The sequence below is a fragment of the Rhizobium vallis genome, assembly GCF_003985155.1.
Lineage (GTDB): Bacteria > Pseudomonadota > Alphaproteobacteria > Rhizobiales > Rhizobiaceae > Rhizobium > Rhizobium vallis.
In genome coordinates this window covers 455,712-477,797 of sequence record NZ_ML133688.1, presented here as the reverse complement: position 1 = coordinate 477,797, position 22,086 = coordinate 455,712, and the positions used below count along the sequence as shown (strand labels likewise).

At 61.6% G+C, this 22,086-nt stretch carries 24 protein-coding genes and 1 riboswitch; of the genes, 16 read left to right on the top strand and 8 right to left on the bottom strand.

Annotated features, from left to right (window positions below):
• Positions 1–65: 65 nt before the first annotated feature.
• From EFQ99_RS12275 to sufA, 8 genes are all read left to right on the top strand, one after another.
• Positions 66–1,232, top strand: coding sequence for a cysteine desulfurase family protein (locus EFQ99_RS12275; protein ID WP_126921300.1), 1,167 nt, complete (start codon positions 66–68; stop codon positions 1,230–1,232).
• 191 nt (positions 1,233–1,423) lie between these two features.
• Positions 1,424–2,893, top strand: a complete 1,470-nt coding sequence (sufB, locus tag EFQ99_RS12270) for a Fe-S cluster assembly protein SufB (protein WP_126921299.1) — start codon at positions 1,424–1,426, stop codon at positions 2,891–2,893.
• A gap of 1 nt (position 2,894) precedes the next feature.
• Entirely contained in the window at positions 2,895–3,137 is a 243-nt protein-coding gene (locus EFQ99_RS12265; protein WP_126921298.1) for a hypothetical protein, read from the top strand.
• Positions 3,138–3,220: 83 nt separating this feature from the next.
• Positions 3,221–3,976, top strand: coding sequence for a Fe-S cluster assembly ATPase SufC (gene sufC / locus EFQ99_RS12260; protein ID WP_126822894.1), 756 nt, complete (start codon positions 3,221–3,223; stop codon positions 3,974–3,976).
• A gap of 25 nt (positions 3,977–4,001) precedes the next feature.
• Positions 4,002–5,276, top strand: coding sequence for a Fe-S cluster assembly protein SufD (sufD, locus tag EFQ99_RS12255; RefSeq protein WP_126921297.1), 1,275 nt, complete (start codon positions 4,002–4,004; stop codon positions 5,274–5,276).
• A gap of 12 nt (positions 5,277–5,288) precedes the next feature.
• Complete coding sequence (locus EFQ99_RS12250; RefSeq protein WP_126921296.1) at positions 5,289–6,530, top strand: cysteine desulfurase; 1,242 nt, start codon at positions 5,289–5,291, stop codon at positions 6,528–6,530.
• A 12-nt stretch (positions 6,531–6,542) separates the two neighbouring features.
• Entirely contained in the window at positions 6,543–6,923 is a 381-nt protein-coding gene (locus EFQ99_RS12245; protein ID WP_003559708.1) for an SUF system Fe-S cluster assembly protein, read from the top strand.
• 117 nt (positions 6,924–7,040) lie between these two features.
• Positions 7,041–7,433: a Fe-S cluster assembly scaffold SufA gene (gene sufA, locus EFQ99_RS12240; protein WP_126921295.1), complete on the top strand. Its 393-nt coding sequence runs from the start codon at positions 7,041–7,043 to the stop codon at positions 7,431–7,433.
• An 11-nt stretch (positions 7,434–7,444) separates the two neighbouring features.
• On the opposite strand, the gene EFQ99_RS12235 is transcribed toward sufA, so the two are convergent.
• From EFQ99_RS12235 to gcvT, 7 genes are all read right to left on the bottom strand, one after another.
• Positions 7,445–8,071: an alpha/beta hydrolase gene (locus EFQ99_RS12235; RefSeq protein ID WP_126921294.1), complete on the bottom strand. Its 627-nt coding sequence runs from the start codon at positions 8,069–8,071 to the stop codon at positions 7,445–7,447.
• 85 nt (positions 8,072–8,156) lie between these two features.
• On the bottom strand, positions 8,157–8,462 hold the full coding sequence (locus EFQ99_RS12230) for a flagellar basal body rod protein FlgC (protein WP_126921293.1): 306 nt from the start codon (positions 8,460–8,462) through the stop codon (positions 8,157–8,159).
• Between the two features lie 153 nt (positions 8,463–8,615).
• Positions 8,616–9,656 carry a glycoside hydrolase family 25 protein gene (locus tag EFQ99_RS12225; protein ID WP_126921292.1) on the bottom strand — a complete coding sequence of 347 codons (1,041 nt, stop codon included), beginning with the start codon at positions 9,654–9,656 and terminating at the stop codon, positions 8,616–8,618.
• Positions 9,657–9,896: 240 nt separating this feature from the next.
• On the bottom strand, positions 9,897–10,142 hold the full coding sequence (locus tag EFQ99_RS12220) for a DUF982 domain-containing protein (protein WP_164736371.1): 246 nt from the start codon (positions 10,140–10,142) through the stop codon (positions 9,897–9,899).
• A 130-nt stretch (positions 10,143–10,272) separates the two neighbouring features.
• Positions 10,273–13,137 (bottom strand): aminomethyl-transferring glycine dehydrogenase, encoded by a 2,865-nt coding sequence (gene gcvP, locus EFQ99_RS12215; RefSeq protein ID WP_126921290.1) that lies wholly within the window; start codon positions 13,135–13,137, stop codon positions 10,273–10,275.
• Positions 13,137–13,499, bottom strand: coding sequence for a glycine cleavage system protein GcvH (gene gcvH, locus EFQ99_RS12210; RefSeq protein WP_126921289.1), 363 nt, complete (start codon positions 13,497–13,499; stop codon positions 13,137–13,139). Before gcvH ends, gcvP begins: the two co-directional genes overlap by 1 nt.
• A 23-nt stretch (positions 13,500–13,522) precedes the next feature.
• Entirely contained in the window at positions 13,523–14,659 is a 1,137-nt protein-coding gene (gcvT, locus tag EFQ99_RS12205) for a glycine cleavage system aminomethyltransferase GcvT (protein WP_126921288.1), read from the bottom strand.
• Between the two features lie 155 nt (positions 14,660–14,814).
• Positions 14,815–14,907: riboswitch (glycine riboswitch) on the bottom strand.
• Positions 14,908–15,064: 157 nt separating this feature from the next.
• Between gcvT and EFQ99_RS12200 the strand changes: the two genes are divergently transcribed.
• The gene (locus tag EFQ99_RS12200; RefSeq protein WP_126921287.1) at positions 15,065–15,445 is read left to right on the top strand and encodes a hypothetical protein; all 381 of its coding nucleotides are present in this window, start codon (positions 15,065–15,067) and stop codon (positions 15,443–15,445) included.
• A 73-nt stretch (positions 15,446–15,518) separates the two neighbouring features.
• Positions 15,519–16,571: a DUF1775 domain-containing protein gene (locus EFQ99_RS12195; protein WP_126921286.1), complete on the top strand. Its 1,053-nt coding sequence runs from the start codon at positions 15,519–15,521 to the stop codon at positions 16,569–16,571.
• Between the two features lie 76 nt (positions 16,572–16,647).
• Here the strand turns inward: EFQ99_RS12195 and EFQ99_RS12190 are convergent, their stop codons facing one another.
• Positions 16,648–16,914, bottom strand: a complete 267-nt coding sequence (locus EFQ99_RS12190; RefSeq protein WP_126921285.1) for a hypothetical protein — start codon at positions 16,912–16,914, stop codon at positions 16,648–16,650.
• Positions 16,915–17,035: 121 nt separating this feature from the next.
• On the opposite strand from EFQ99_RS12190, the gene crcB reads away from it, so the two are divergent.
• From crcB to EFQ99_RS12160, 6 genes are all read left to right on the top strand, one after another.
• Positions 17,036–17,413 carry a fluoride efflux transporter CrcB gene (gene crcB, locus EFQ99_RS12185; protein ID WP_126921284.1) on the top strand — a complete coding sequence of 126 codons (378 nt, stop codon included), beginning with the start codon at positions 17,036–17,038 and terminating at the stop codon, positions 17,411–17,413.
• 94 nt (positions 17,414–17,507) lie between these two features.
• Positions 17,508–18,500, top strand: coding sequence for an RluA family pseudouridine synthase (locus EFQ99_RS12180; protein ID WP_126921283.1), 993 nt, complete (start codon positions 17,508–17,510; stop codon positions 18,498–18,500).
• Positions 18,497–19,150, top strand: a complete 654-nt coding sequence (locus tag EFQ99_RS12175) for an HAD-IA family hydrolase (protein ID WP_126921282.1) — start codon at positions 18,497–18,499, stop codon at positions 19,148–19,150. Before EFQ99_RS12180 ends, EFQ99_RS12175 begins: the two co-directional genes overlap by 4 nt.
• A gap of 9 nt (positions 19,151–19,159) precedes the next feature.
• Positions 19,160–19,945, top strand: a complete 786-nt coding sequence (locus tag EFQ99_RS12170) for an ATP12 family chaperone protein (RefSeq protein ID WP_126921281.1) — start codon at positions 19,160–19,162, stop codon at positions 19,943–19,945.
• Between the two features lie 66 nt (positions 19,946–20,011).
• Positions 20,012–20,470 (top strand): calponin homology domain-containing protein, encoded by a 459-nt coding sequence (locus tag EFQ99_RS12165; RefSeq protein ID WP_126921280.1) that lies wholly within the window; start codon positions 20,012–20,014, stop codon positions 20,468–20,470.
• A 25-nt stretch (positions 20,471–20,495) separates the two neighbouring features.
• Entirely contained in the window at positions 20,496–22,028 is a 1,533-nt protein-coding gene (locus EFQ99_RS12160) for an acyl-CoA carboxylase subunit beta (protein ID WP_126921279.1), read from the top strand.
• Positions 22,029–22,086 lie beyond the last annotated feature (58 nt).

Genomic DNA, 22,086 nt, shown 5'->3' with positions numbered 1-22,086 from the left:
GGAAATTTCAAGAAAAATGAACCGCGGGTGCTGAAGCAAGCTCGTTAAGCGCAGGACTGAAGATCATGGCGCCGCCACGCCTTTATCTCGACTGGAATGCCACAGCGCCGCTGCACCCGGCTGCGCGCGAGGCGATCATGCGCGCCATCGACATCTTCGGCAATCCAAATAGCGTCCATGGAGAGGGCCGCGCCGCGCGCGCCGCCATCGAAGGTGCACGGCGCAAGGTGGCGGCACTCGCCGACACCGATGCCGCCAACGTGGTCTTCACCAGCGGCGCGACGGAAGCCGCCAATCTGGTGCTGACGCCTGAATTCAGCATGGGCCGTACGCCGCTGAGGCTCGGCCGCCTCTATTATTCCGCTATCGAGCATTTGGCAGTACGGGAGGGAGGCCGGTTCCCCCAGGACCGCACGACCGAGATTCCGGTGACGGATGCCGGCATCGTCGATCTCAACGCGCTCGCCGCACTTCTCGATGCCCATGACAAGTCGGCGGGCCTTCCCGTCGTGGCGATCATGCTCGTCAACAACGAGACGGGCATCGTCCAGCCGGTGGAAGAAGCGGCAAAGATCGTGCACGCCCATGGCGGTCTCCTCATCGTCGATGCCGTGCAGGCGGCCGGCCGCCTGCCGATCGAGATCGAGCGCATCGGCGCGGATTTCATGATCATCTCCTCTCACAAGATCGGTGGACCGAAGGGCGCGGGCGCGCTGATCGCCCGTGGCGAGGCGCTGATGCCGAAGGCGCTGATCCGCGGCGGCGGGCAGGAGAAAGGTCACCGATCGGGGACACAGAATTCGCTGGCGCTGATCGGATTCGGAGCAGCGGCGGAAGCCGCACTGGAGAATCTCGGGGAACGCAACGCTGCGATTGCCGCGCTGCGCGATCGGCTGGAAGCCGGCATGCGCGCTGCCGCGCCCGATGTCATCATCCACGGGTTGGGCGGTCCGCGGGTCGCCAACACCATCTTCTTCACGCTTCCCTGCCTGAAGGCGGAGACCGGCCAGATCGCCTTCGATCTTGAAGGTGTCGCACTTTCGGCAGGCTCCGCCTGCTCGTCCGGCAAGGTCGGCGAAAGCCATGTTCTGGCGGCGATGGGACGCGACGCCAAGCTCGGAGCCTTGCGCATCTCGCTCGGCTTTTCCACAACGGACGGGGACATCGACCGGGCAATCGCGGCTTTCGGAAAGATCGCCTGCCGTCGCAGGTCGGCGGGCGAGGCGGCTTGACCGCATCATAAACTTGCGGAAACGCAAATTTCCGCTTGCCAATCGGGCTGAAAAGTCCCTTTTGGCCTCCTACATAAGGGCAAACAATTGCCCGGCATAAGGGGCAAGTAATTGCCCGAGGTGAAGGGCAAGTGAATTGCCCAGACGCTACAAGCTGCCGGACCTTGTATCCGGCGAGATTGGAGAATGAAATGGCTGCGGTGCAGGAAACAATCGACCAGGTTCGCCTGATCGATGTGGACCAGTACAAATACGGTTTCGAGACCGTCATCGAGATGGACAAGGCGCCGAAGGGCCTGTCCGAGGATATCATTCGCTTCATTTCGGCCAAGAAGCAGGAGCCGGAATGGATGCTGGAATGGCGTCTCGAAGCCTATCGGCGCTGGCTGACGCTGGAAGAGCCGACCTGGGCGCGCGTCAACTATCCGAAGATTGATTTCAACGACATCTATTACTACGCCGCGCCGAAGAGCACGCCGGGCCCGAAGTCGCTTGACGAAGTCGATCCGGAGATCCTCAAGGTCTACGAAAAGCTCGGCATTCCGCTGAAAGAGCAGGAAATCCTGGCCGGCGTCGAGAAGCCGAAGATCGCAGTCGATGCCGTCTTTGACTCCGTTTCTGTCGTCACCACCTTCAAGGAAGAGCTGAAGAAAGCCGGCGTGATCTTCATGTCGATTTCGGAAGCGATCCGCGAGCATCCGGAACTGGTGCGGAAGTACCTCGGCTCCGTTGTTCCGACGAGCGACAACTACTATGCGACGCTGAATTCGGCCGTGTTCACCGACGGTTCCTTCGTGTTCGTGCCCAAGGGCGTTCGCTGCCCGATGGAACTGTCCACCTATTTCCGCATCAATGAGAAGAACACCGGCCAGTTCGAGCGCACGCTGATCATCGCCGAAGAAGGCGCCTACGTCTCCTATCTCGAAGGCTGCACCGCGCCGCAGCGCGACGAGAACCAGCTTCATGCCGCCGTGGTCGAGCTGGTTGCGCTCGATGACGCCGAGATCAAATATTCGACGGTGCAGAACTGGTATCCGGGCGACAAGCACGGCAAGGGCGGCATCTACAACTTCGTCACCAAGCGCGGCGATTGCCGCGGCGACCGCTCGAAGATCTCGTGGACGCAGGTCGAAACGGGCTCGGCGATCACCTGGAAATATCCGTCCTGCATCCTGCGCGGCGACGACAGCCGCGGCGAGTTCTACTCGATCGCCGTCTCCAACGGCCATCAGCAGATCGACAGCGGCACCAAGATGATCCATCTCGGCAAGAACACGTCGAGCCGCATCGTCTCCAAGGGCATCGCCGCCGGTGTTTCCAACAACACCTATCGCGGCCAGGTCTCGGCCCACCGCAAGGCTTCGAACGCACGCAACTTCACCCAGTGCGATTCGCTGCTGATCGGCGACAAGTGCGGCGCCCATACCGTGCCCTACATCGAGGCGAAGAATTCGACGGCGCAGTTCGAGCACGAAGCGACGACCTCGAAGATCTCCGAGGACCAGCTGTTCTATTGCCTGCAGCGCGGCATCCCGACCGAAGCGGCGATCGCACTGATCGTCAACGGCTTCGTCAAGGAAGTCCTGCAGGAACTGCCGATGGAGTTTGCGGTCGAAGCGCAGAAGCTGATCAGCATTTCGCTGGAAGGTTCGGTCGGCTGACATGAACGAGGCGGACAAGAAGCGCATTCTTGAACGTCTGGAGAATATGCGCGGGGAGATATTGGCGAAAATTCGCCCCCGCGAGCAGAGATATGAAACCGAGAAGCCGCCGGAGCAGCCTTATGTGTTTCTCCAGCAGCGCATGGAAAAGCCGGGAAAGATCGTTCAGGGGATCTTGGAATTTCTCGAATGGCTTTGGCTCGTAACGGTCGCGGTTTTCCGTGTCATCCGTTTATTTGGGTGATAGCACCGAGCCCAACATGTTGATGTCCTTAGAAATTACGCGAGGCTCTGATGAGCTACGCAGAGAAAACGCAGGAACCAAAGATGCTTGAAATCAAAAACCTTCATGCCCGTATCGCCGAAGATGGCACCGAGATTATCCGTGGCCTGAACCTGACGGTGAAGGCTGGCGAAGTTGCCGCGATCATGGGGCCGAATGGCTCGGGTAAGTCGACCCTCTCCTATGTGCTGTCCGGCCGCAGCGACTACGAGGTGACCGAGGGCGACATTCTTTATAATGGCGAGAGCATTCTCGAACTCGATCCGGCCGAGCGTGCCGCCAAGGGCATTTTCCTTGCCTTCCAGTACCCGGTCGAAATTCCCGGCGTCGCCACGATGCAGTTTCTCAAGGTGGCGATGAACGAGCAGCGCAAGGCACGCGGCGAGGACGAGTTGACGACGCCTGACTTCATGCGCCGCGTCAAGGATGCTGCGGCCAAGCTGCAGATCAATACCGAGATGCTGAAGCGGCCGCTCAACGTCGGTTTCTCCGGCGGCGAGAAGAAGCGCGCCGAGATCCTGCAGATGGCGCTGCTCGAGCCGAAGCTTTGCGTTCTCGACGAAACCGATTCCGGCCTCGACATCGATGCGCTGAAGATCGTTGCCGACGGCGTCAACGCGCTGCGTTCGCCCGATCGCGCCGTCGTGGTCATCACCCACTACCAGCGCCTGCTCGACTATATCGTGCCTGATACCGTCCACGTGCTCTACAAGGGCCAGGTGATCAAGTCGGGTGACAAGACGCTGGCGCATGAGCTTGAGGCCAACGGCTATGCCGACATCATCGGCGCGGCAGCCTGAGTTTCGGGCGGAAAGGACGACGTCCATGAACATGCAGACGACAGGCCGCCTGACCGCGGCCGAGGCGGCGTTGATCGAAGCCTTCAACCAGCAGATCGGCGAGCTGCCGGGCAATGGTGCCGTGACGGCGTTGCGCGACCGGCTTCTTGACGACCTGAAGAAGGCCGGCCTGCCGACGCGCCGCATCGAGGCCTGGCACTATACCGACCTCAAGAATCTCCTGCGCACGGTCCCGTCGCAGGCGGGCGACGCGGGCTCGGAGCCTTTGGAGCCGCTCGTTGCCGATGCCACGGTGCTGGCGGTGATCCAGGGCCATTCCAACCAGAAGGCTGCCGCCGACGGTCTTGGTATTTCCGCCTATTCGGAACATCTGATCAACGGCTCGGCCGCGGACGGCCTGGATGCACTCGGTTCCGATGACGCGGTGGGCCGTATCAACGGCAGCTTCGTGCGCGACGGCTATGTCGTCGACGTGCCTGCCGAAACCGTGCTCGAAGACCCGCTCGAAATCCAGTTTATCCATGCCGGCGGCCAGACACATACACGCCTTCCCGTCTCCTTCGGCGCCGGCGTCAAGGCGACTGTGATCGAGCGTCACCTCGCGGCGACAAGTGATGCGGCCCTCGTGTCCCATATCAGTGACATCACGGTCGGTGCGGGCACGGAGCTGACCTGGATCATCCTGCAGCAGCAGGGCGCCGACGATACGCATCTCGGTCAGATCCGCGTCGATCTCGGCGCTGACGCCAAGCTCCGGCTGTTCGTCATCAATGCCGGCGGCAAGCTGGTGCGCCAGGAGCTTAATATCAAGGTGACGGGCGAGGGCGCCGATCTGACGCTGCGCGGCATCAACCTTCTTGGAGCCGACAGCCATACCGACGTGACGATGGTGCTCGGCCACGACGTACCGCACACCGGCTCGACCGAGGTGATCCGCAACGTCGTCTTCGACCGCGCCAAGGGCGTTTTCCAGGGCATGATCCGCGTCGCGCCCGATGCGCAGAAGACCGATGCCAAGATGGCCTGCAATACGCTGCTGATGTCCGATGATGCCGAATTTTCGGTCAAGCCCGAGCTTGAGATCTTCGCCGATGACGTCCAGTGCGGCCATGGCGCGACGGTGACCGATATCGACGCCAATCATCTCTATTACATGATGGCGCGCGGCATTCCGGAGAACAAGGCGCGGGCGATGCTCGTCAACGCCTTCGTCGCCGAGATCGTCGAGGAACTTGATGATGAAGCCCTGGTCGAGGCGCTGGAAGGCGTGATCTCGGCCTGGCTCGAAAAGCACGCCTGATCGGATATATCGATGGACAAGCTAGCGCCAGCCACGCAATACGACGTCGAAGCCATCCGCCGGGATTTTCCAATCCTGGCGGAGAAGGTGCATGGCAAGCCGCTGGTCTACCTCGACAACGGCGCCTCGGCACAGAAGCCGCAGGTGGTGATCGACGCCATCTCACATACCTACGCCCACGAATATGCCAATGTGCATCGCGGCCTGCATTATCTCTCGAATGCGGCGACGGATGCCTATGAGGCGGCGCGCGAGAAGGTGCGTCGTTTCCTCAACGCGCCTGTTGTCAACAACATCGTTTTCACCAAGAATTCGACCGAAGCGATCAACACCGTCGCCTATGGCTGGGGCATGCCAAAGATCGGCGAGGGCGATGAGATCGTGCTTTCGATCATGGAGCACCATTCCAACATCGTGCCCTGGCACTTCATCCGCGAGCGGCAGGGCGCCAAACTGGTCTGGGTTCCCGTCGATGATGAGGGCGCCTTCCACATCGAGGATTTCGAGAAGAGCCTGACGGAGCGCACCAAGCTCGTCGCCATCACCCATATGTCGAATGCGCTCGGCACGATCGTTCCCGTCAAGGAAGTCTGCCGCATCGCGCATGAGCGCGGCATCCCGGTGCTGATCGACGGCTCGCAAGGTGCCGTGCATCTGCCGGTCGACGTGCAGGACATCGATTGCGACTGGTATGTGATGACCGGCCACAAGCTCTACGGCCCATCGGGCATCGGCGTGCTCTACGGCAAGAAGGAACGGCTGCAGGAGATGCGCCCGTTCCAGGGCGGCGGCGAGATGATCTTCGAGGTCGCCGAAGACGCCGTCACCTACAACGATCCGCCGCATCGCTTCGAGGCCGGCACGCCGCCGATCGTGCAGGCGATCGGGCTGGGCTACGCGCTCGACTATATGGAGAAGATCGGCCGTGAGGCGATCGCCCGTCATGAGGCCGATCTAGCGGCCTATGCGGTCGAGCGTCTGAGATCAGTCAATTCGCTGCGCATGTTCGGGACGACGGCGGAGAAGGGGAGTATCTTCTCCTTCGAGCTTGCCGGCATCCATGCCCATGACGTCTCGATGGTGATCGATCGGCAGGGTGTCGCGGTGCGGGCCGGCACGCATTGCGCCATGCCGCTCTTGAAACGCTTCGGCGTCACATCCACATGCCGTGCATCCTTCGGCATGTACAATACCCGCGCCGAGGTCGATGCGCTGGCCGATGCGCTGGAATATGCGCGCAAGTTCTTTGCCTGAGGAGTGTCCTTTATGAGCCTGGACGAAAGCGAACAAAAGATCGACGTGCGCGAAGGCATCGTGCATTCCAGCATCCCGGCCGATGAACTGGCGCGGCTGAGCGACGACGTCATCAGCGCCCTGAAGACCGTCTACGATCCGGAAATTCCGGCCGACATCTTCGAACTCGGGCTGATCTACAAGATCGACATCGAAGACGATCGGATGGTGAAGATCATGATGACGCTGACCGCTCCCGGTTGCCCGGTCGCCGGCGAGATGCCCGGCTGGGTCGAAAATGCCGTCGGCGCCGTCGAAGGCGTGTCGGGCGTCGAGGTCGCCATGACCTTCGATCCGCCGTGGACGCCGGACCGCATGTCGGAAGAAGCGCAGGTCGCCGTCGGCTGGTACTGATACAGTACCGTGGTACTGACATCATCCCCCGCGGTATTGATCCGTTTACTTCAGGGCACTACATTTGATTCATGATGCGCCGGATCTTGACCCCGGTTGCGGAAGGAGAATGAGCCGATGGGCTTTGCAATCATGAGCATGACGGACGGTGCTGCTGCCCGCGTCAAGGCGATCGTCGAGAACTCAGGCCCTGACGCCAAGGGTGTGCGCGTCGGCATCAAGAAGGGCGGTTGCGCCGGGATGGAATATACCATCGACCTGGTGACCGAGCCCAATGCCAAGGACGACCTGATCGAGCGCGACGGCGCCAAGGTCTGGGTCGAACCATCGGCCGTGCTCTATCTGCTCGGCACCGAAATGGGCTTCGAGCAGACCACTCTGCGCTCGGGCTTCACCTTCACCAATCCGAACCAGACATCGGCCTGTGGCTGCGGCGAATCCGTCGAACTGAAGCCTGCCGATCTGGCCGCCCTTGCCGCCCAACGGCAGAGCGAACCGGCGCATTCCTGATAGTGCCGCGTTCAGGCTGGTGGGAAATTTTTCGCCAGCCAACTCCTGATGAAATCCGGTTCTTCCTCGTCAAGGCCATGGCCCGTGGGGAACAATCTGGTGGTGACGCCGGCGCCGCTTTTTTCGATCTGATCCTTCACCAGCACAACATCTTCGGGCGCGCGCCGTTCGTCGCGTTCACCCGCGAGGATCAGGATGCGATGGTTTTTCAGATCGGGAAAATCGGCGGCCGGCGCCGGTGACAGCGGCCGCAGCAGGATGGCGCCGGCCGCTGTTTCCGGGCGATGCAGCAGGATCGAAGCGGCCATGATCGCACCATTCGAAAAGCCGAGCAGCACCGGCGACCGTTTCAAGCGCCGGGTTTCCAGCGCCTTCGCCAGAAAATCGGCGAGGCGGTGGGTCTGATCGAAGAGATCGATGTAATCAAGCGTCCGGTCCGGGTTTCGCCGGAAGAAGGCGAATCCTTCCTCCCACACCACCGCACCTCTCACCGCCAGATAAGGGCGATCGGGGCCGACCCTGTCGGCGAGCGCGATGAGATTGCGTTCATGCATGCCGCTACCGTGCAGCAGCACAAGCGGCGGCGCATCCTGTTCGGCTCTTGCGGAAATGGTGAGAAAATCCTGACGATCAGGCATGGGATCGATCCGCGTCATTGGCGCAGACCGGCATAGGACCGATTCAAGACGGGGTTATTGCAGCGCTGGCCTTTACCTGCCGTGCTCAGTCGCGCTTGATGCTCATGAGCATTTCCCACATGTCAGCGCCGGTCTCGAAGACGACGGCGTTGGCTTTGTAGCTCTGCTCGGCTTGGATCATATCGGTCAGTTCGCTGGCGGGATCGACATCAGACGCCGTCGGCTCGACGATCGCCTGCACACCGCCTGGTTCAACGGAGGTGAGGCTGGTGTTCAGCCTGGCATAGCCCGGCGTGCTGCTGTTTGCGATATTGTTGGCGATCGCGCTGACCCGCGTCGTCTGCGCCCTCATGCCCGAGAGAGCAGTGCTCGTAATGCTCAATATGCTCATCAGCCGTTTCCCCAGAACTGGATGGTAGCGTTTTACCCACAACGGCTTAGGGAATGCTGAAGGCATTGCGTTAGCAAAGGGCTATGGCGCAGACGTCGCGCCGCCACATCTGTCTCGGAATGGCACGGTAGGCGGTGGCCTCATGACGACGTGCTACCGCGACGCCACCCAGTCGTGCCAATCGCTTTCGTTGCCGTTGAACACGTTGAGATCGATCTTGCCGTCGACGCCATCGGAAAGGCCGGAACCGGAATATTGCCAGAAGAGCCACTTGCGGCCCGGATAGACCTTGGAAGGATGGGCGGCGACAGAGCGGAGCCAGAAGGGATAATTGAGCATTTCGCCCTTCAAATTATCCCGATAGAAGTCCGGCGCGGTGTAGATGATCGGGCGCTGGCCGTAATAGCTTTCCAGCTTGTCCATGAAGACCTGCATCTTTTCCCGGACACGGGCGGGGGAGATGCGTCTCTTGCAGCTCGATTCGCCGTTCCATTCCACGTCGATGACCGGCGGAAGCGCATTTGCTTCCCTCGGCACGTTGCGGATGAACCAATCGGCCTGTTCGCCGGCTGTTCGGCACCAGTAGAAAAAGTGATAGGCGCCGTGTTTCAGGCCGGCTTCTTTGGCGCGGCGCCAGTTCTTCTTGAACATCGGATCGAGGTGATCGCCACCATCGGTCGCCTTGATATAGACGAAGTTCGCGCCTTGCTTCCGCAACGTCTCCCAATCGATCTCGCCCTGCCAGCGCGACACGTCGACGCCGTGCACGGCAAGCTTTCTCGGCGAGGTAGAGCCGAAGTTGATCGGCTTGGCGTCACGGAAACGGTGGCTGTAAATTCGCCCGCGTGTCGGCGATTTCGTATCGGCGTCGGGCTCGATACCCGGGTCGGCGGGCATGAGCATCGCGACCGGTCTTTCCGTCGGCATTGGCATGCCGACCGGCCGGTCCGTCGGCACGAGCGCTTGCGGCTCCGGAACCGGTCCCGTCCAGCTCAGCGCCTGCTGCGGCGGGCTTGCCTGCGGCGCGGGACTGCCAACGGCTGCAGCCGGAACCGGGCCGCTTGGCTTGGTGATGGCGTTGGTCGTTTCCGACGACGGCACGTTCGCCAGCAGATCTTCGGCGCCAGAACTGGCGGAGCATCCCGAGAGAATCAGGGCGGCGAGGAGAATTGCTGGCACAGCCGATGGACGCATGAGAACCTGCACGCAAAACAAAGATCGACGGGAACATCCATACTGAATGGAAATCGCCCATTTCGAATTGCTAACAGAGACTTGCTAAGAAAGGTTAAATTTGAACCTATGCCTTGATATGTGCGGGAAGGGCTTGCCGAATATTACTCCGCCGCCTCCGCATGACTTTCCACCGGTCGGCGGTGCAGATCGGGTTGCGGTCGCCGCCGTAGACGTTACGGACTTGGCCGTCATCGCCGTTCAGGCCTTGATGTCGAGGTCCGCTTCGACTGCGGCGGCGATGAATGCCTTGCGTGCATCCTCGCCGGTGCGCTTGCCCTTGATGACGTCGGCGCAGATCAGCAGCGCCTGGTCGAGTGCGGCACCGTCCTCCGTCGGCCAGTCCTCGATCATCGCCCAGGAGGCGGCCTGGGTGTTGTCGATGGTCACGTATTGGCCGGGCTCTTCGAGAGCGATGAGCACAGGTTTCGACCAGGGCGCCTGCATTCTTGCTTCGCTTTGATCCTGGGGCATGGGATGACCTTCTTTCGTGCATTCTATCAGAATAGGAAAGCCCCTCCCATGATGGAAGGGGCTTGGATTGTCCAGCCTTTCGCGACAGCGTCAGGCTTGACCGCTACTCGGCCGCCTCTGCGTAAGCCTCGACCGGCGGGCAGGTGCAGATGAGGTTGCGGTCGCCATAGACGTTGTCGACGCGATTAACAGGCGACCAGTATTTGTCGACGCGGAAGGCGCCGGGCGGGAAGCAAGCTTGTTCGCGCGAATAGGGGCGGTCCCATTCGCCGACGAGGTCTTCCACCGTGTGCGGGGCGTTCTTCAGCGGATTGTTGGTCTTGTCCATGCGGCCTTCTTCGATGGCGCGGGCTTCCTCGCGGATCGCCAGCATCGCTTCGCAGAAGCGATCGAGCTCGGCCTTGGTCTCAGACTCGGTCGGCTCGATCATCAGCGTGCCGGCAACCGGCCAGCTCATTGTGGGCGCATGGAAGCCGCAGTCGATCAGCCGCTTGGCGACATCGTCGACGGTGACGCCGGAGCTATCGATCAGAGGGCGGGTGTCGATGATGCATTCATGCGCGACACGGCCGGTCTTCGACTTGTAGAGCACGTCATAGGCGCCCTTCAGCCGAGTGGCGATGTAGTTGGCGTTGAGGATCGCCACCTTGGTCGCCTGCGTCAGGCCTTCGCCGCCCATCATCAGGCAATAGCTCCAGGAGATCGGCAGGATCGAGGCCGAGCCGAAGGCGGCGGCCGAGACCGCACCCGAACGGCCATCGGTTTCGGGATGGCCGGGCAGGTAAGGCGCCAGATGCGCCTTGACGCCGATCGGACCCATGCCCGGGCCGCCGCCGCCATGCGGGATGCAGAAGGTCTTGTGCAGGTTGAGGTGGGAAACGTCCGAACCAATGTCACCGGGGCGGGACAGGCCGACCATAGCGTTCATATTGGCGCCGTCGAGATAGACCTGGCCGCCATGCTCATGCACCAGATCGCAGATCTCCTTGACCGTTTCTTCGAACACGCCGTGCGTCGAGGGATAGGTGATCATGCAGCAGGCAAGGTTTGCCGCATGCTCTTCAGCCTTGGCGCGGAAATCGTCGAGATCGATATCGCCGTTTTCACGCACCTTGACGACGACCACCTTCATGCCGACCATCTGAGCGGAGGCCGGATTGGTGCCATGCGCCGAGGTCGGGATCAGGCACACGTCGCGATGGCCGTCGCCATTGGCGATATGATAGTTGCGGATCGTCAAGAGGCCGGCATATTCGCCCTGCGCACCGGAATTCGGCTGCATGGAGAAGGCGTCGTAGCCGGTGACGGCGCAGAGCTTTTCCGTCAGGTCGTCGATCATCTCGCGGTAGCCGAGGGCCTGGTCGGCCGGTACAAAGGGATGGATGTCGGAAAATTCCGGCCAGGTGATCGGCAGCATTTCCGCCGTCGCATTGAGCTTCATCGTGCAGGAACCGAGCGGGATCATCGAACGGTCGAGCGCGAGGTCCCTGTCGGAGAGCCGGCGGATGTAACGCGTCATCTCGCTTTCGGCGCGGTTCATGTGGAAGATCGGATGCGAGAGGTAATCGCTGGTCCTGAGCAGGCCCTTGGGCAGGCGGTAGGAAGGCTCGAAATCGGCAATAGTGAAATTGCCGCCGAAGGCACGCCAGACGGCTTCCAGCGTTGCAGGGCGCGAGCGCTCGTCGAGGCTCATGCCGATCTTCGTTTCGCCGACCTTGCGCAGATTGACGCCTTCGGCGACGGCGGCGCGCAGGATGAGACCCTGCATATGGCCGACTTCGACGGTGATCGTGTCGAAGAAGGTTTCCGGCTCGACGGCATAACCGAGCTTTTCCAGGCCCTTGGCCATCAGCACGGCCTTCTGGTGCACCTGCTGGGCGATCGCCTTGATGCCCTTGGGGCCGTGGAAGACCGCATACATCGAGGCCATGACGGCGAGCAGCACCTGGGCGGTGCAGATGTTCGAGGTCGCCTTCTCGCGACGGATATGCTGTTCGCGGGTCTGCAGCGACAGGCGATAGGCGCGGTTGCCGCGGGCATCGACGGAAACGCCGACGAGGCGGCCGGGCATGGAGCGCTTGATGGCGTCCTTGACCGACATATAGGCCGCATGCGGGCCGCCATAGCCCACGGGCACGCCGAAGCGCTGCGAGGAGCCGACGGCGATATCGGCGCCCATCTCGCCGGGCGATTTCAAGAGCGTCAGCGACAGGATATCGGCAGCGACGACAGCGATGGCGCCGGTCTGATGCAGGCGTGAGATCAGGCCGGTGAAATCATGCACGTGACCGTGCGTGCCGGGATACTGGAAGATCGCGCCGAAGACATCGACGGGATCGAGATCGGTGAAGGGGTTGCCGACGATGACGCTCCAGCCAAGCGGCTCGGCGCGGGTGCGGATGAGGGCGATGGTCTGCGGATGGCAGTCGGCGTCGACGAAGAAGGCCTTGGCCTTCGACTTGGCGACACGCTCGGCCATCGCCATGCCTTCGGCGGCGGCGGTTGCCTCGTCGAGCAGCGAAGCATTGGCGACGTCGAGACCGGTGAGGTCACAGATCATCGTCTGGTAGTTCAGCAGCGCTTCCAGGCGGCCCTGGCTGATCTCCGGCTGGTAGGGCGTATAGGCCGTGTACCAGGCCGGGTTTTCCAGAATGTTGCGCTGGATGACGGGCGGCGTGATCGTACCGTAGTAGCCCTGGCCGATCAGCGAGACCAACACCTTGTTCTTGTTGGCGGTCTCGCGCAGCTTGTCGAGTGCCTCGCGCTCGGTCATCGGCGCGCCCCAGACGAGCGGCGCCTTCTGGCGGATTGCGGGCGGCAGCGTCGCGTCGATCAGGCCGTCGAGGCTGTTATAGCCGATCACCTTCAGCATGTCGGTCATCTCAGTCGGCGAGGGGCCGATGTGACGGCGATTGGCGAAATCGTAGGGCTGATAATCTGTGAACTGGAATTCTGTCGGCGTCGTCATTACGCGGTGAGCTCCTTGTAGGCCGCCTCGTCGAGCAGGCCATCGGCGTCCGCAGCATTTGCAAGCTTCAGCTTGAAGAACCAGCCGGCGCCCTGAGGATCGGAATTGACCAGCGACGGATCGGCAACGATGGCCGGATTGACCTCGGTGATCTCGCCGTCGAGCGGACAATAGACGTCGGAAGCAGCCTTGACGGATTCAACGGTCGCGGCATTGCCGTTCTTGGAGAAGGTCGCGCCGACTTCCGGCAGTTCGACGAAAACCAGGTCGCCGAGCTGGTCGACGGCATAAGTGGTGATGCCGACCGTCGCAACGCCGTCTTCGATCTTCAGCCATTCGTGTTCTTCGGTAAATTTCAGCATTGTTCGTCCTCTCTGGAAAAAGGTTAGCGTTTGTAGGTCGGGGTAACGAAGGGCAGGGTGCTGACGGTGATCGGCAGATATTTGCCGCGCACCTCGGCGTAAACGAGCGTGCCTGCCGCAGCATGAGAGACGGGTACGTAGCCCATGGCAACCGGGCCTTCGGCGCTGGGGCCGAAGCCGCCGGAGGTGACTTCGCCGATTTCGACCTTGCCCTCGGCATCGGCATAGAGCTTGGCATGGCCGCGCACCGGCGCCTTGCCTTCCGGCTTCAGGCCGACGCGGCGGCGCGCAGCACCGTTTTCAAGTTCGGAAAGGATGCGTCCGGAGCCCGGGAAACCGCCGGCGCGCGTGCCGGCGCCGCGCCGCGCCTTTTGTATTGCCCATTCCAGCGCTGCCTCGACCGGCGAGGTGGTCGTATCGATATCGTTGCCATAGAGGCAGAGGCCGGCTTCCAGGCGCAGGGAGTCGCGCGCGCCGAGGCCGATCGTCTCGACATCGGGATGTTCGAGCAACCGCATGGTGACATCCACGGCCTTGTCCGATGGAACCGAGATTTCGAAGCCGTCCTCACCGCTGTAGCCGGAGCGCGAGACCAGACAGGACACGTCGTGGAGGCGGCAGTGGCGAACGTCCATGAATTTCATCGCCGCGACATCGGCCCAGAGTTCGGCGAGAACCTCGACCGCGCGCGGTCCCTGCAGCGCGATCAGAGCGCGATCGAGAACAGTGATATCGCATTGGTCGCCGATATGGGCCCGGAGGTGAGCGACGTCGGCCTCCTTGCAGGAAGCGTTGACGACGACGAACAGGTGGTCGTCGAGATGGGTGATCATCAGGTCATCGAGAATGCAGCCACTATCGTCGGTGAAGAAGCCGTAGCGCTGGCGGCCTTCGGCAAGACCCAGGATATCGACAGGCACCAGGCTTTCGAGCGCGAGTGCTGCATCCTCATAGCTGCCCGACTTCGCCTTGATGATGACCTGTCCCATATGGGAGACATCGAAGAGGCCTGCTTCGGCGCGGGTATGAAGATGCTCCTTCATGACGCCCGCGGGATATTGCACCGGCATGTCGTAACCTGCGAACGGCACCATGCGGGCGCCGAGTTGGAGATGCAGGGCATGCAGCGGGGTTTTCTTCAGGGCAGCAGTATCGTCCAAAAGACGCCTCCGGGGTTTGCGCCTTTCTCGAAGGCGCGGGCTCAAATCTGAAGGCGCGACTGCGCACTTCCCTCCTGAGCCCCCTCTGTCCTTAGCGCCTGAGATTGTTATCCCTTCGGCGAGCGTTTCGAGAACGCTTCTCTCCAGAGTTCCGTCTGCCCCTGCTGGTCCTTTTGCCTGAGAGTTTCCGGGGCGGTTGCTCCTTCGGCACCGGTGACGAAAGCACCGGATTCTCCCAACATGGTTGGCGCAATTATCCGGCGGGGGCGGCACTTGGCAAGGCCAAATGTCGTGACCTGACAAATTTTTGTCGTCATACTCAGGGGAGGCGCCGATCTCAGGCAAATCTGCTTTTGCATTCGGCGGGGAAACCGGTTATCGCGACATGCTGTTGAAGGGGATCTCATGCGGCAGACCGGACTGAAAGCAACGCTCTTCCTGCGCATGCTTTGCGCGGTGAGCCTGCTTTTGCTGGGCCTCGCCCATCAGGCGCCGCAGGCCATCTCCGCCGAAGGCTACGACGCTGCGGTCTATAGGCTGCCTGACGGCAGCTTTGCCTCTCTCTGCGTGACGGTGAAGGACGATGACGGCAAGACCGCCACCTTCAAGCCGAATTGCGAAACCTGCCGCCTGTCGTCCTCCGTTATCCTGCCGACGCCGGATGCGGGTTGCTGGCTCGATCGCAAGCTCGCCTCGCTCGTCAACTCGCCAATCGAGACCCCAGCGGTTGCCGGGGCAAGCACCGTCAGCCGGCCGAATTCGCGCGCGCCTCCCATCCCAGTCTGATCTTCCTCCGCAATCTGAACGCAACATGCCGGTCCGCCTGAGAGAAGTGCCGCGGCCGGCGAGGAGATATCCGATGAAAACGATCAAGACGCAGGCTATCAAGACCTTGGGGCTCGCCGCTCTTCTTTCCGCCACCGCCATTGCGGGTGCCGAGGCCCATGTGACCTTCCTCGACAAGCAGGCGACACAGGAAAGCACTATTCTCGCGACGCTGCAGCTGCCGCATGGCTGTGACGGCAAGGCGACCACGGAAGTGCGGGTCAAGCTGCCGGAAGGCTTCGTCTTCGCCAAGCCGCAGCCGAAAGCCGGCTGGGAACTCGAAGTGATCAAGGGCGATTACCAGAAGACCTACGATAATCACGGCGACAAGGTGAACAAGGGAGCGATCGAGATCCGCTGGAAGAACGGCAATCTCTCCGACGATTTCTACGACACCTTCGTCATTCAGGGTAAGGTTTCGGGCGTTGAGGCAGGCACCTCGCTCGCCTTTCCGGTGACGCAGATGTGCGGCGATACGGTCACGGCCTGGGATCAGGTGGCGACGGCAGGCGGCGATGCCCATAGCCTTAAAAGCCCGGCGCCTTTGTTGAAGGTTGTTGCCGGCGAAGATCATGGCCATGACCATGATGACATGGCCGGCATGGACATGAGCGGTAAAACCGGCATGGACATGACCGGTAAAGCCGGCATGGATATGACCGGTATGCCAGACATGGCGGCTGCTGCGCCGGGCGGCGAAACGGTCAAGGCGGGCGATCTCGAAATCTCCGGCGGTTTCGCCAAGGCGATGCTGCCCGGTCAGCCGGTCGGCGGCGGCTTTTTCACCGTGAAGAACAACGGCAAGGCGGATGATCGCCTGATCTCGGTGACATCGCCTGCGGCGGGCGAGGTTCAGATCCATCAAATGGTGACGAAGGACAATGTCATGCGGATGCGCCAGCTGAAGGACGGTATCGCCATTGCCGCGGGCGAGACCATAAAGCTCGAGCCTGGCAACCTGCACCTGATGTTCCAAAAGGTGACGACGCCGTTCAAGCAGGGCGACACGGTGCCGGTGACGCTGACCTTCGAGAAGGCAGGCAAGGTCGACCTGATGCTGCAGGTGCTGTCGGCCCAAGGCAAGTAAGGAAACAGCTGTTAAAACAGAGAAGCCCGCGACCGAGATAATATCGGTGGCGGGCTTTTCGTTTGGAAGGGCGGCCTCAAAAATCTTCGTAGGATTGCAACGCCTGTTTCAGGCCTGCTTGAGGCTGACGGTTGCCTTTGGCCATCAGGTCGAGCGCCACTTCCGTCGACTGGATGATGCTGGCGGGCTCTTCGGCTTGGTCAGGGCTATCGGCCTTCAATTGGCGGTCAGCAATGCGGCGAGCATCGCGTGCTGCCGTGCTCGTCGCGACACGCTGCGGGATTCGGAGCGATTCGAAGGCAATGGCAGCGGTGTTGGCCGATATCGACAAGAGCTGGGTCATGCCGTCACCGTATCGGCATGATCTTGGCGCCAACATAAGAAAATCGTTCACATTTTACCGGATGGTAAGAATTCTCGGTGACGAGATTGGAATCGCTTTCAAACTTCGGTAAATCCAGCTCATGATCCAGGCTCTCCTCGTCGCGGTCGGCGGCGCTATCGGTTCGGTGCTCAGATATTATGTCGGCCAATGGGGGCTGAGGCTCATGGGACCGGCGTTCCCCTGGGGCACGCTCGCCGTCAATGTCGTCGGCTGCTTTGGCATCGGTGTCATCACCGAGTTGATTGCGCGGAAATTCAACGCTTCGGTGGAACTGCGCCTGCTGCTCGTGACCGGCTTCCTCGGCGGCTTTACCACCTTCTCGGCCTTCTCGCTCGACGCCATCTCTCTGTTCGAGCGCGGCGAGGCTGTCGCCGGCAGCGTCTATGTAGCCGCGAGCGTCGGATTTTCCATAGCGGCCGCTATCGCGGGGCTCGCTATCATGCGCGCTTTGGCCTGATTTCTTTTCCGGTTTCCGTTTTGCGTGAAAATGCTCTAAAGGCTGCGGCAAGAACGCCGGCTCGGCCCGCGCAGCAATTTCCGAAAGATCGTTTATGGCTGGCATAGAACATATCAAGATTGAACCTGATGAAGCGGGCATGCGGCTCGATCGCTGGTTCAAGGTGCATTTTCCCGGGCTCGGCTTCGGGCCGCTGCAGAAGCTGCTGCGCTCCGGCCAGGTGCGCGTCGATGGCGGACGCGTGAAATCGGATGCGCGCGTGCAGCCCGGCCAGACGGTGCGGGTGCCGCCGCTTGACGTTGATGCGAAGGCGAAATCCGGGCCGATCGCCGGCAAGGATCTCAAGCATTCGAGTGATTTCGAGCTTCTCTCCCGAATGGTGCTGCATGAGGACGAAAAGGTGATCGTGCTCAATAAGCCGCCCGGCCTAGCCGTGCAGGGCGGGTCCGGCGTCGCCAGGCATATCGACCAGATGCTCGAAGCCTGGACCAGCCCGAAGGGCGAGAAGCCGCGGCTCGTCCACCGCCTCGACCGCGATACATCGGGCGTTCTGGTCATTGCCCGCACGCGCGGCGCCGCACAGAAGCTGACGGCAGCCTTCCGCGAGCGCGACACCAAGAAGACCTACTGGGCGCTGGTCAAGGGCGTGCCGCGCAAGCATGAGGACAAGATCTCGACGTGGCTCGTCAAGGAGCCGACGGCAGATGGCGACCGCATGCGCATTGCCAAGCACGGCGAAGACGGCGCCGATCACGCGATTTCCTTCTACCGCGTGCTGGAGACGGCGGCACAGAACCTCGCATGGCTGGAGATGGAGCCCTACACCGGCCGCACCCACCAGCTGCGCGTCCATGCGCTGCATATCGGCCATCCGATCATCGGCGATCCGAAATATTTCGACGACGATCCGAACTGGCCTTTCCCTGGCGGTATCCAGAAGAAGCTGCATCTTCACGCCCGTCACATCGACATCCCGCATCCCTCGGGTGGGCGGCTGCGCGTCAGCGCGCCACTGCCACCGCATATGGTGCAGACCTGGAACCTTCTCGGTCTCGACCTCGCAGGCGCTGAAAGGGATGACGAATGAAACTGGCACTCTTCGATTGTGACGGCACGTTGGTCGACAGTGCCGGGCTGATCCACGAAACCATGCGCCGGACCTTCGAGAAATTCGGCAAGCCGGAACCGCCATTTGAAGACACCAAGGCCATTATCGGCCTGTCTCTCGATATTGCGATCGCCCGCATGCAGGGCAGGCCGCATGTCGAGCAGGGAGACGTCGACATGACGGCGCATTACAAATCGCTGTTTTCGGTCGTGCGCCAGGATCTCGATTACCGGGAACCGCTGTTTGCCGGCATTCGTGAGATGATCGACGCGATCAGCGGGCGCGAGGATCTGCTGATCGGCGCGGTGACGGGCAAATCGAGGCGCGGGCTAAACCTCGTGATGGAGACGCATGGCTTCGACCAGCATTTCATCGTCGCGCGCACCGCCGACGATTGCCCTTCCAAGCCGCATCCTGCCATGGTGACGGAATGCTGTGACGAAACCGGCATGAATGCTGCCGAGACCATTGTCATCGGGGACGCGATTTACGATATGCAGATGGCAAAGGCTGCCGGCGCCAAGGCGATCGGCGTTGCCTGGGGGTATGCCAGCGTGGATGAGCTGATCGCCAACGGCGCCGATGCGATCGCCTATCATCCGAACGATCTATTGCGCCATTTTTCCTGAGGTAAGCCCATGCGCGACCTGCTGAACGATCTTTCCGAAGGCCTGAGCCACCCCGATCCCATCCGCCGTGCACAGATCCAGATGAAGAAGCCGCTGCCGAAGCGTTTCTACACAGATGTTGCCGTTGCCGAGCACGAGGGCGGTTTTGCGATCATGCTCGACGGCAAGAGTGTGCGCACGCCGGCGCGCCAGGTTCTCGCCGTTCCCACAGGGGCGCTCGCGCGGCTCGTTGCCGCCGAATGGGAGGCGCAGGCCGAGGTCATCGACCCCGTCACCATGCCGGTAACGAGGCTCGTCAATACCGCGCTCGATGGCGTTGCCTCGAATGCGCAGGCGACCTTCGAGGATATCCTGCGCTTTTCCTTGAGTGACCTGCTCTGCTACCGCGCTGATGGGCCCGAACTTCTGGTCGAGCGCCAGGCCGAGCGTTGGGACCCCATTGTCGATTGGGCCGCCAACGATCTCGGTGCCCGCTTCATCCTCGTCGAAGGCGTGATGCATCACGAGCAGCCGCGCGAGGCGACCGCCGCCTTTGCCGTCACGCTCGCACGGCATGAAAGCCCACTGAAGCTCGCAGCGCTCCACACGATCACGACGCTGACCGGCTCGGCGATCCTGGCGCTCGCTTTTGCCGAGGGCCGGGTGACCATGGAGGAGGCATGGTCGCTTGCCCATCTCGATGAGGATTGGACGATCGAGCATTGGGGACGCGACGAAGAGGCCGAGGAGCGGCGGGCGGCGCGCTTTGCGGAGTTCAAGGCGGCGACGGAGGTTTTTTTCGCCCTAAGCGCCTGAAACACATTGCCTTCCCAGACATTATGACGAAATCTGCGACTCCAATGGGGAATGCGGGATTTTGCAATGAATTGGCTGAGGTCGTGTTTTTGCCGAGCCACGCTCGTCTGTGTCGCGCTCACGGCCTGCGTCAGCCTCTCGGCCAACAAGCCTGAGGCGCCGATCTACGACGTGCGAAGCGCCGTCGTTCTTTCCGGCCCGAACATGCCAGCCGAATTGCTTGCCGGCATCAACGACCGCGTCAACGCTGCGATCAACGCCACTGTTCGCGATACCGTGCTGCCGCGGGTGGTGCTGACGATCCGCGTGGTTTCCATCCAGAAGGGGCTCGGCTTCCAGAAGGACCGCAACGTCACCAAGATCAGCATCGATGCAGCCTCGGTCGAAGACGGTTCGGTCATCGCCGTCAGCGCTTTCGACGTGAACAGCATCGCCGCCGATCCGAAGCTTGCCGACGAGATCATGGCCGAGGACGTCGCGGCCCGGATACGCTCGGTATTCTCGCTCAGTGGACGCGGCCGCTAGCGCATTAGCGGCGAGGAGAGATCGCATGAAGGAAATTCTCGAAGAACTGGAACGCCGCCGCGGCGTTGCCCGCCTCGGTGGCGGCAAGGAGCGCATCGGCGCTCAGCATAAGCGCGGCAAGCTGACGGCGCGCGAGCGTATCGATCTGTTCCTCGACGAGGGCTCCTTCGAGGAGTTCGACATGTTCGTCGAACATCGCTCTACCGATTTCGGCATGGACAAGAGCCGTATCGCCGGCGACGGCGTCGTCACCGGCTGGGGCACGGTCAACGGCCGCACCGTCTTCGTCTTCGCCAAGGATTTCACGGTCTTCGGCGGCTCGCTTTCGGAAGCGCATGCCGAGAAGATCATGAAGGTGCAGGATATGGCGCTGAAGAACCGCGCGCCGATCGTTGGTATCTACGATGCCGGCGGCGCCCGCATCCAGGAGGGAGTTGCGGCACTCGGCGGCTATGCCGAGGTGTTTCAGCGCAATGTGCTCGCCTCCGGCGTCATCCCGCAAATCTCCGTCATCATGGGCCCCTGCGCCGGCGGCGACGTCTATTCGCCTGCCATGACCGATTTCATCTTCATGGTGCGCGATTCCTCCTACATGTTCGTCACCGGCCCAGATGTGGTCAAAACCGTCACCAACGAGACCGTGACATCAGAAGAACTCGGCGGCGCGGTCGTGCATACGACACGCTCCTCGATTGCCGACGGCGCCTATGACAATGATGTGGAGACGCTTTTACAGGTGCGCCGCCTGATCGATTTCCTGCCGCAGTCCAACACGTCGCCGGTGCCGGAAATCGAATGTTACCAGTCGGTGACCGACACCGACAATTCGTTGGATACGCTGGTGCCAGCCAGCGCCAACAAGCCTTACGACATCAAGGAACTGATCCGGAAAGTGGCGGACGAGGGGGATTTCTTCGAGATCCAGGAGAGCTTCGCCAAAAACATCGTCTGCGGTTTCGGCCGTGTCGAAGGCTCCACCGTCGGTTTCGTCGCCAACCAGCCTATGGTGCTGGCCGGCGTGCTCGACAGCGATGCCTCGCGCAAGGCGGCCCGTTTCGTCCGTTTCTGTGACTGCTTCAACATTCCGATCGTCACCTTCGTCGACGTGCCGGGATTCCTGCCGGGCACGGCGCAGGAATATGGGGGCCTGATCAAACACGGCGCCAAGCTGCTTTTCGCCTACGCGGAGGCGACGGTGCCGAAGCTCACCGTCATCACCCGCAAGGCCTTCGGCGGCGCCTATGACGTGATGGCGTCGAAGCATCTACGCGGTGACCTCAACTATGCCTGGCCGACGGCACAGATCGCGGTGATGGGCGCCAAGGGCGCGGTCGAAATCATTTTCCGCAAGGATATCGCCGATCCTGAGAAGATCGCCGCCCATACGAAAATGTACGAGGACCGTTTTCTCTCGCCCTTCGTCGCCGCCGAGCGCGGCTATATCGACGAGGTCATCATGCCGCATTCGACCAGACGACGGCTGGCGCGCGGCCTGAAGATGCTGCGCAACAAGGATCTCGCCAATCCCTGGAAGAAACACGACAACATTCCGCTTTGACGTTTTCCACCGAATAAACCTGCGCGATCGGGTGTTCACCTACTGTCGAAAAAGTGAA

Coding starts and splice junctions, on each gene's coding strand:
- EFQ99_RS12275 (WP_126921300.1), top strand. CDS start 66: ATGGCGCCGCCACGCCTTTATCTCGACTGGAATGCCACAGCGCCGCTG.
- sufB (WP_126921299.1), top strand. CDS start 1,424: ATGGCTGCGGTGCAGGAAACAATCGACCAGGTTCGCCTGATCGATGTG.
- EFQ99_RS12265 (WP_126921298.1), top strand. CDS start 2,895: ATGAACGAGGCGGACAAGAAGCGCATTCTTGAACGTCTGGAGAATATG.
- sufC (WP_126822894.1), top strand. CDS start 3,221: ATGCTTGAAATCAAAAACCTTCATGCCCGTATCGCCGAAGATGGCACC.
- sufD (WP_126921297.1), top strand. CDS start 4,002: ATGAACATGCAGACGACAGGCCGCCTGACCGCGGCCGAGGCGGCGTTG.
- EFQ99_RS12250 (WP_126921296.1), top strand. CDS start 5,289: ATGGACAAGCTAGCGCCAGCCACGCAATACGACGTCGAAGCCATCCGC.
- EFQ99_RS12245 (WP_003559708.1), top strand. CDS start 6,543: ATGAGCCTGGACGAAAGCGAACAAAAGATCGACGTGCGCGAAGGCATC.
- sufA (WP_126921295.1), top strand. CDS start 7,041: ATGGGCTTTGCAATCATGAGCATGACGGACGGTGCTGCTGCCCGCGTC.
- EFQ99_RS12235 (WP_126921294.1), bottom strand. CDS start 8,071: ATGCCTGATCGTCAGGATTTTCTCACCATTTCCGCAAGAGCCGAACAG.
- EFQ99_RS12230 (WP_126921293.1), bottom strand. CDS start 8,462: ATGAGCATATTGAGCATTACGAGCACTGCTCTCTCGGGCATGAGGGCG.
- EFQ99_RS12225 (WP_126921292.1), bottom strand. CDS start 9,656: ATGCGTCCATCGGCTGTGCCAGCAATTCTCCTCGCCGCCCTGATTCTC.
- EFQ99_RS12220 (WP_164736371.1), bottom strand. CDS start 10,142: ATGCAGGCGCCCTGGTCGAAACCTGTGCTCATCGCTCTCGAAGAGCCC.
- gcvP (WP_126921290.1), bottom strand. CDS start 13,137: ATGACGACGCCGACAGAATTCCAGTTCACAGATTATCAGCCCTACGAT.
- gcvH (WP_126921289.1), bottom strand. CDS start 13,499: ATGCTGAAATTTACCGAAGAACACGAATGGCTGAAGATCGAAGACGGC.
- EFQ99_RS12200 (WP_126921287.1), top strand. CDS start 15,065: ATGCGGCAGACCGGACTGAAAGCAACGCTCTTCCTGCGCATGCTTTGC.
- EFQ99_RS12195 (WP_126921286.1), top strand. CDS start 15,519: ATGAAAACGATCAAGACGCAGGCTATCAAGACCTTGGGGCTCGCCGCT.
- EFQ99_RS12190 (WP_126921285.1), bottom strand. CDS start 16,914: ATGACCCAGCTCTTGTCGATATCGGCCAACACCGCTGCCATTGCCTTC.
- crcB (WP_126921284.1), top strand. CDS start 17,036: ATGATCCAGGCTCTCCTCGTCGCGGTCGGCGGCGCTATCGGTTCGGTG.
- EFQ99_RS12180 (WP_126921283.1), top strand. CDS start 17,508: ATGGCTGGCATAGAACATATCAAGATTGAACCTGATGAAGCGGGCATG.
- EFQ99_RS12175 (WP_126921282.1), top strand. CDS start 18,497: ATGAAACTGGCACTCTTCGATTGTGACGGCACGTTGGTCGACAGTGCC.
- EFQ99_RS12170 (WP_126921281.1), top strand. CDS start 19,160: ATGCGCGACCTGCTGAACGATCTTTCCGAAGGCCTGAGCCACCCCGAT.
- EFQ99_RS12165 (WP_126921280.1), top strand. CDS start 20,012: ATGAATTGGCTGAGGTCGTGTTTTTGCCGAGCCACGCTCGTCTGTGTC.
- EFQ99_RS12160 (WP_126921279.1), top strand. CDS start 20,496: ATGAAGGAAATTCTCGAAGAACTGGAACGCCGCCGCGGCGTTGCCCGC.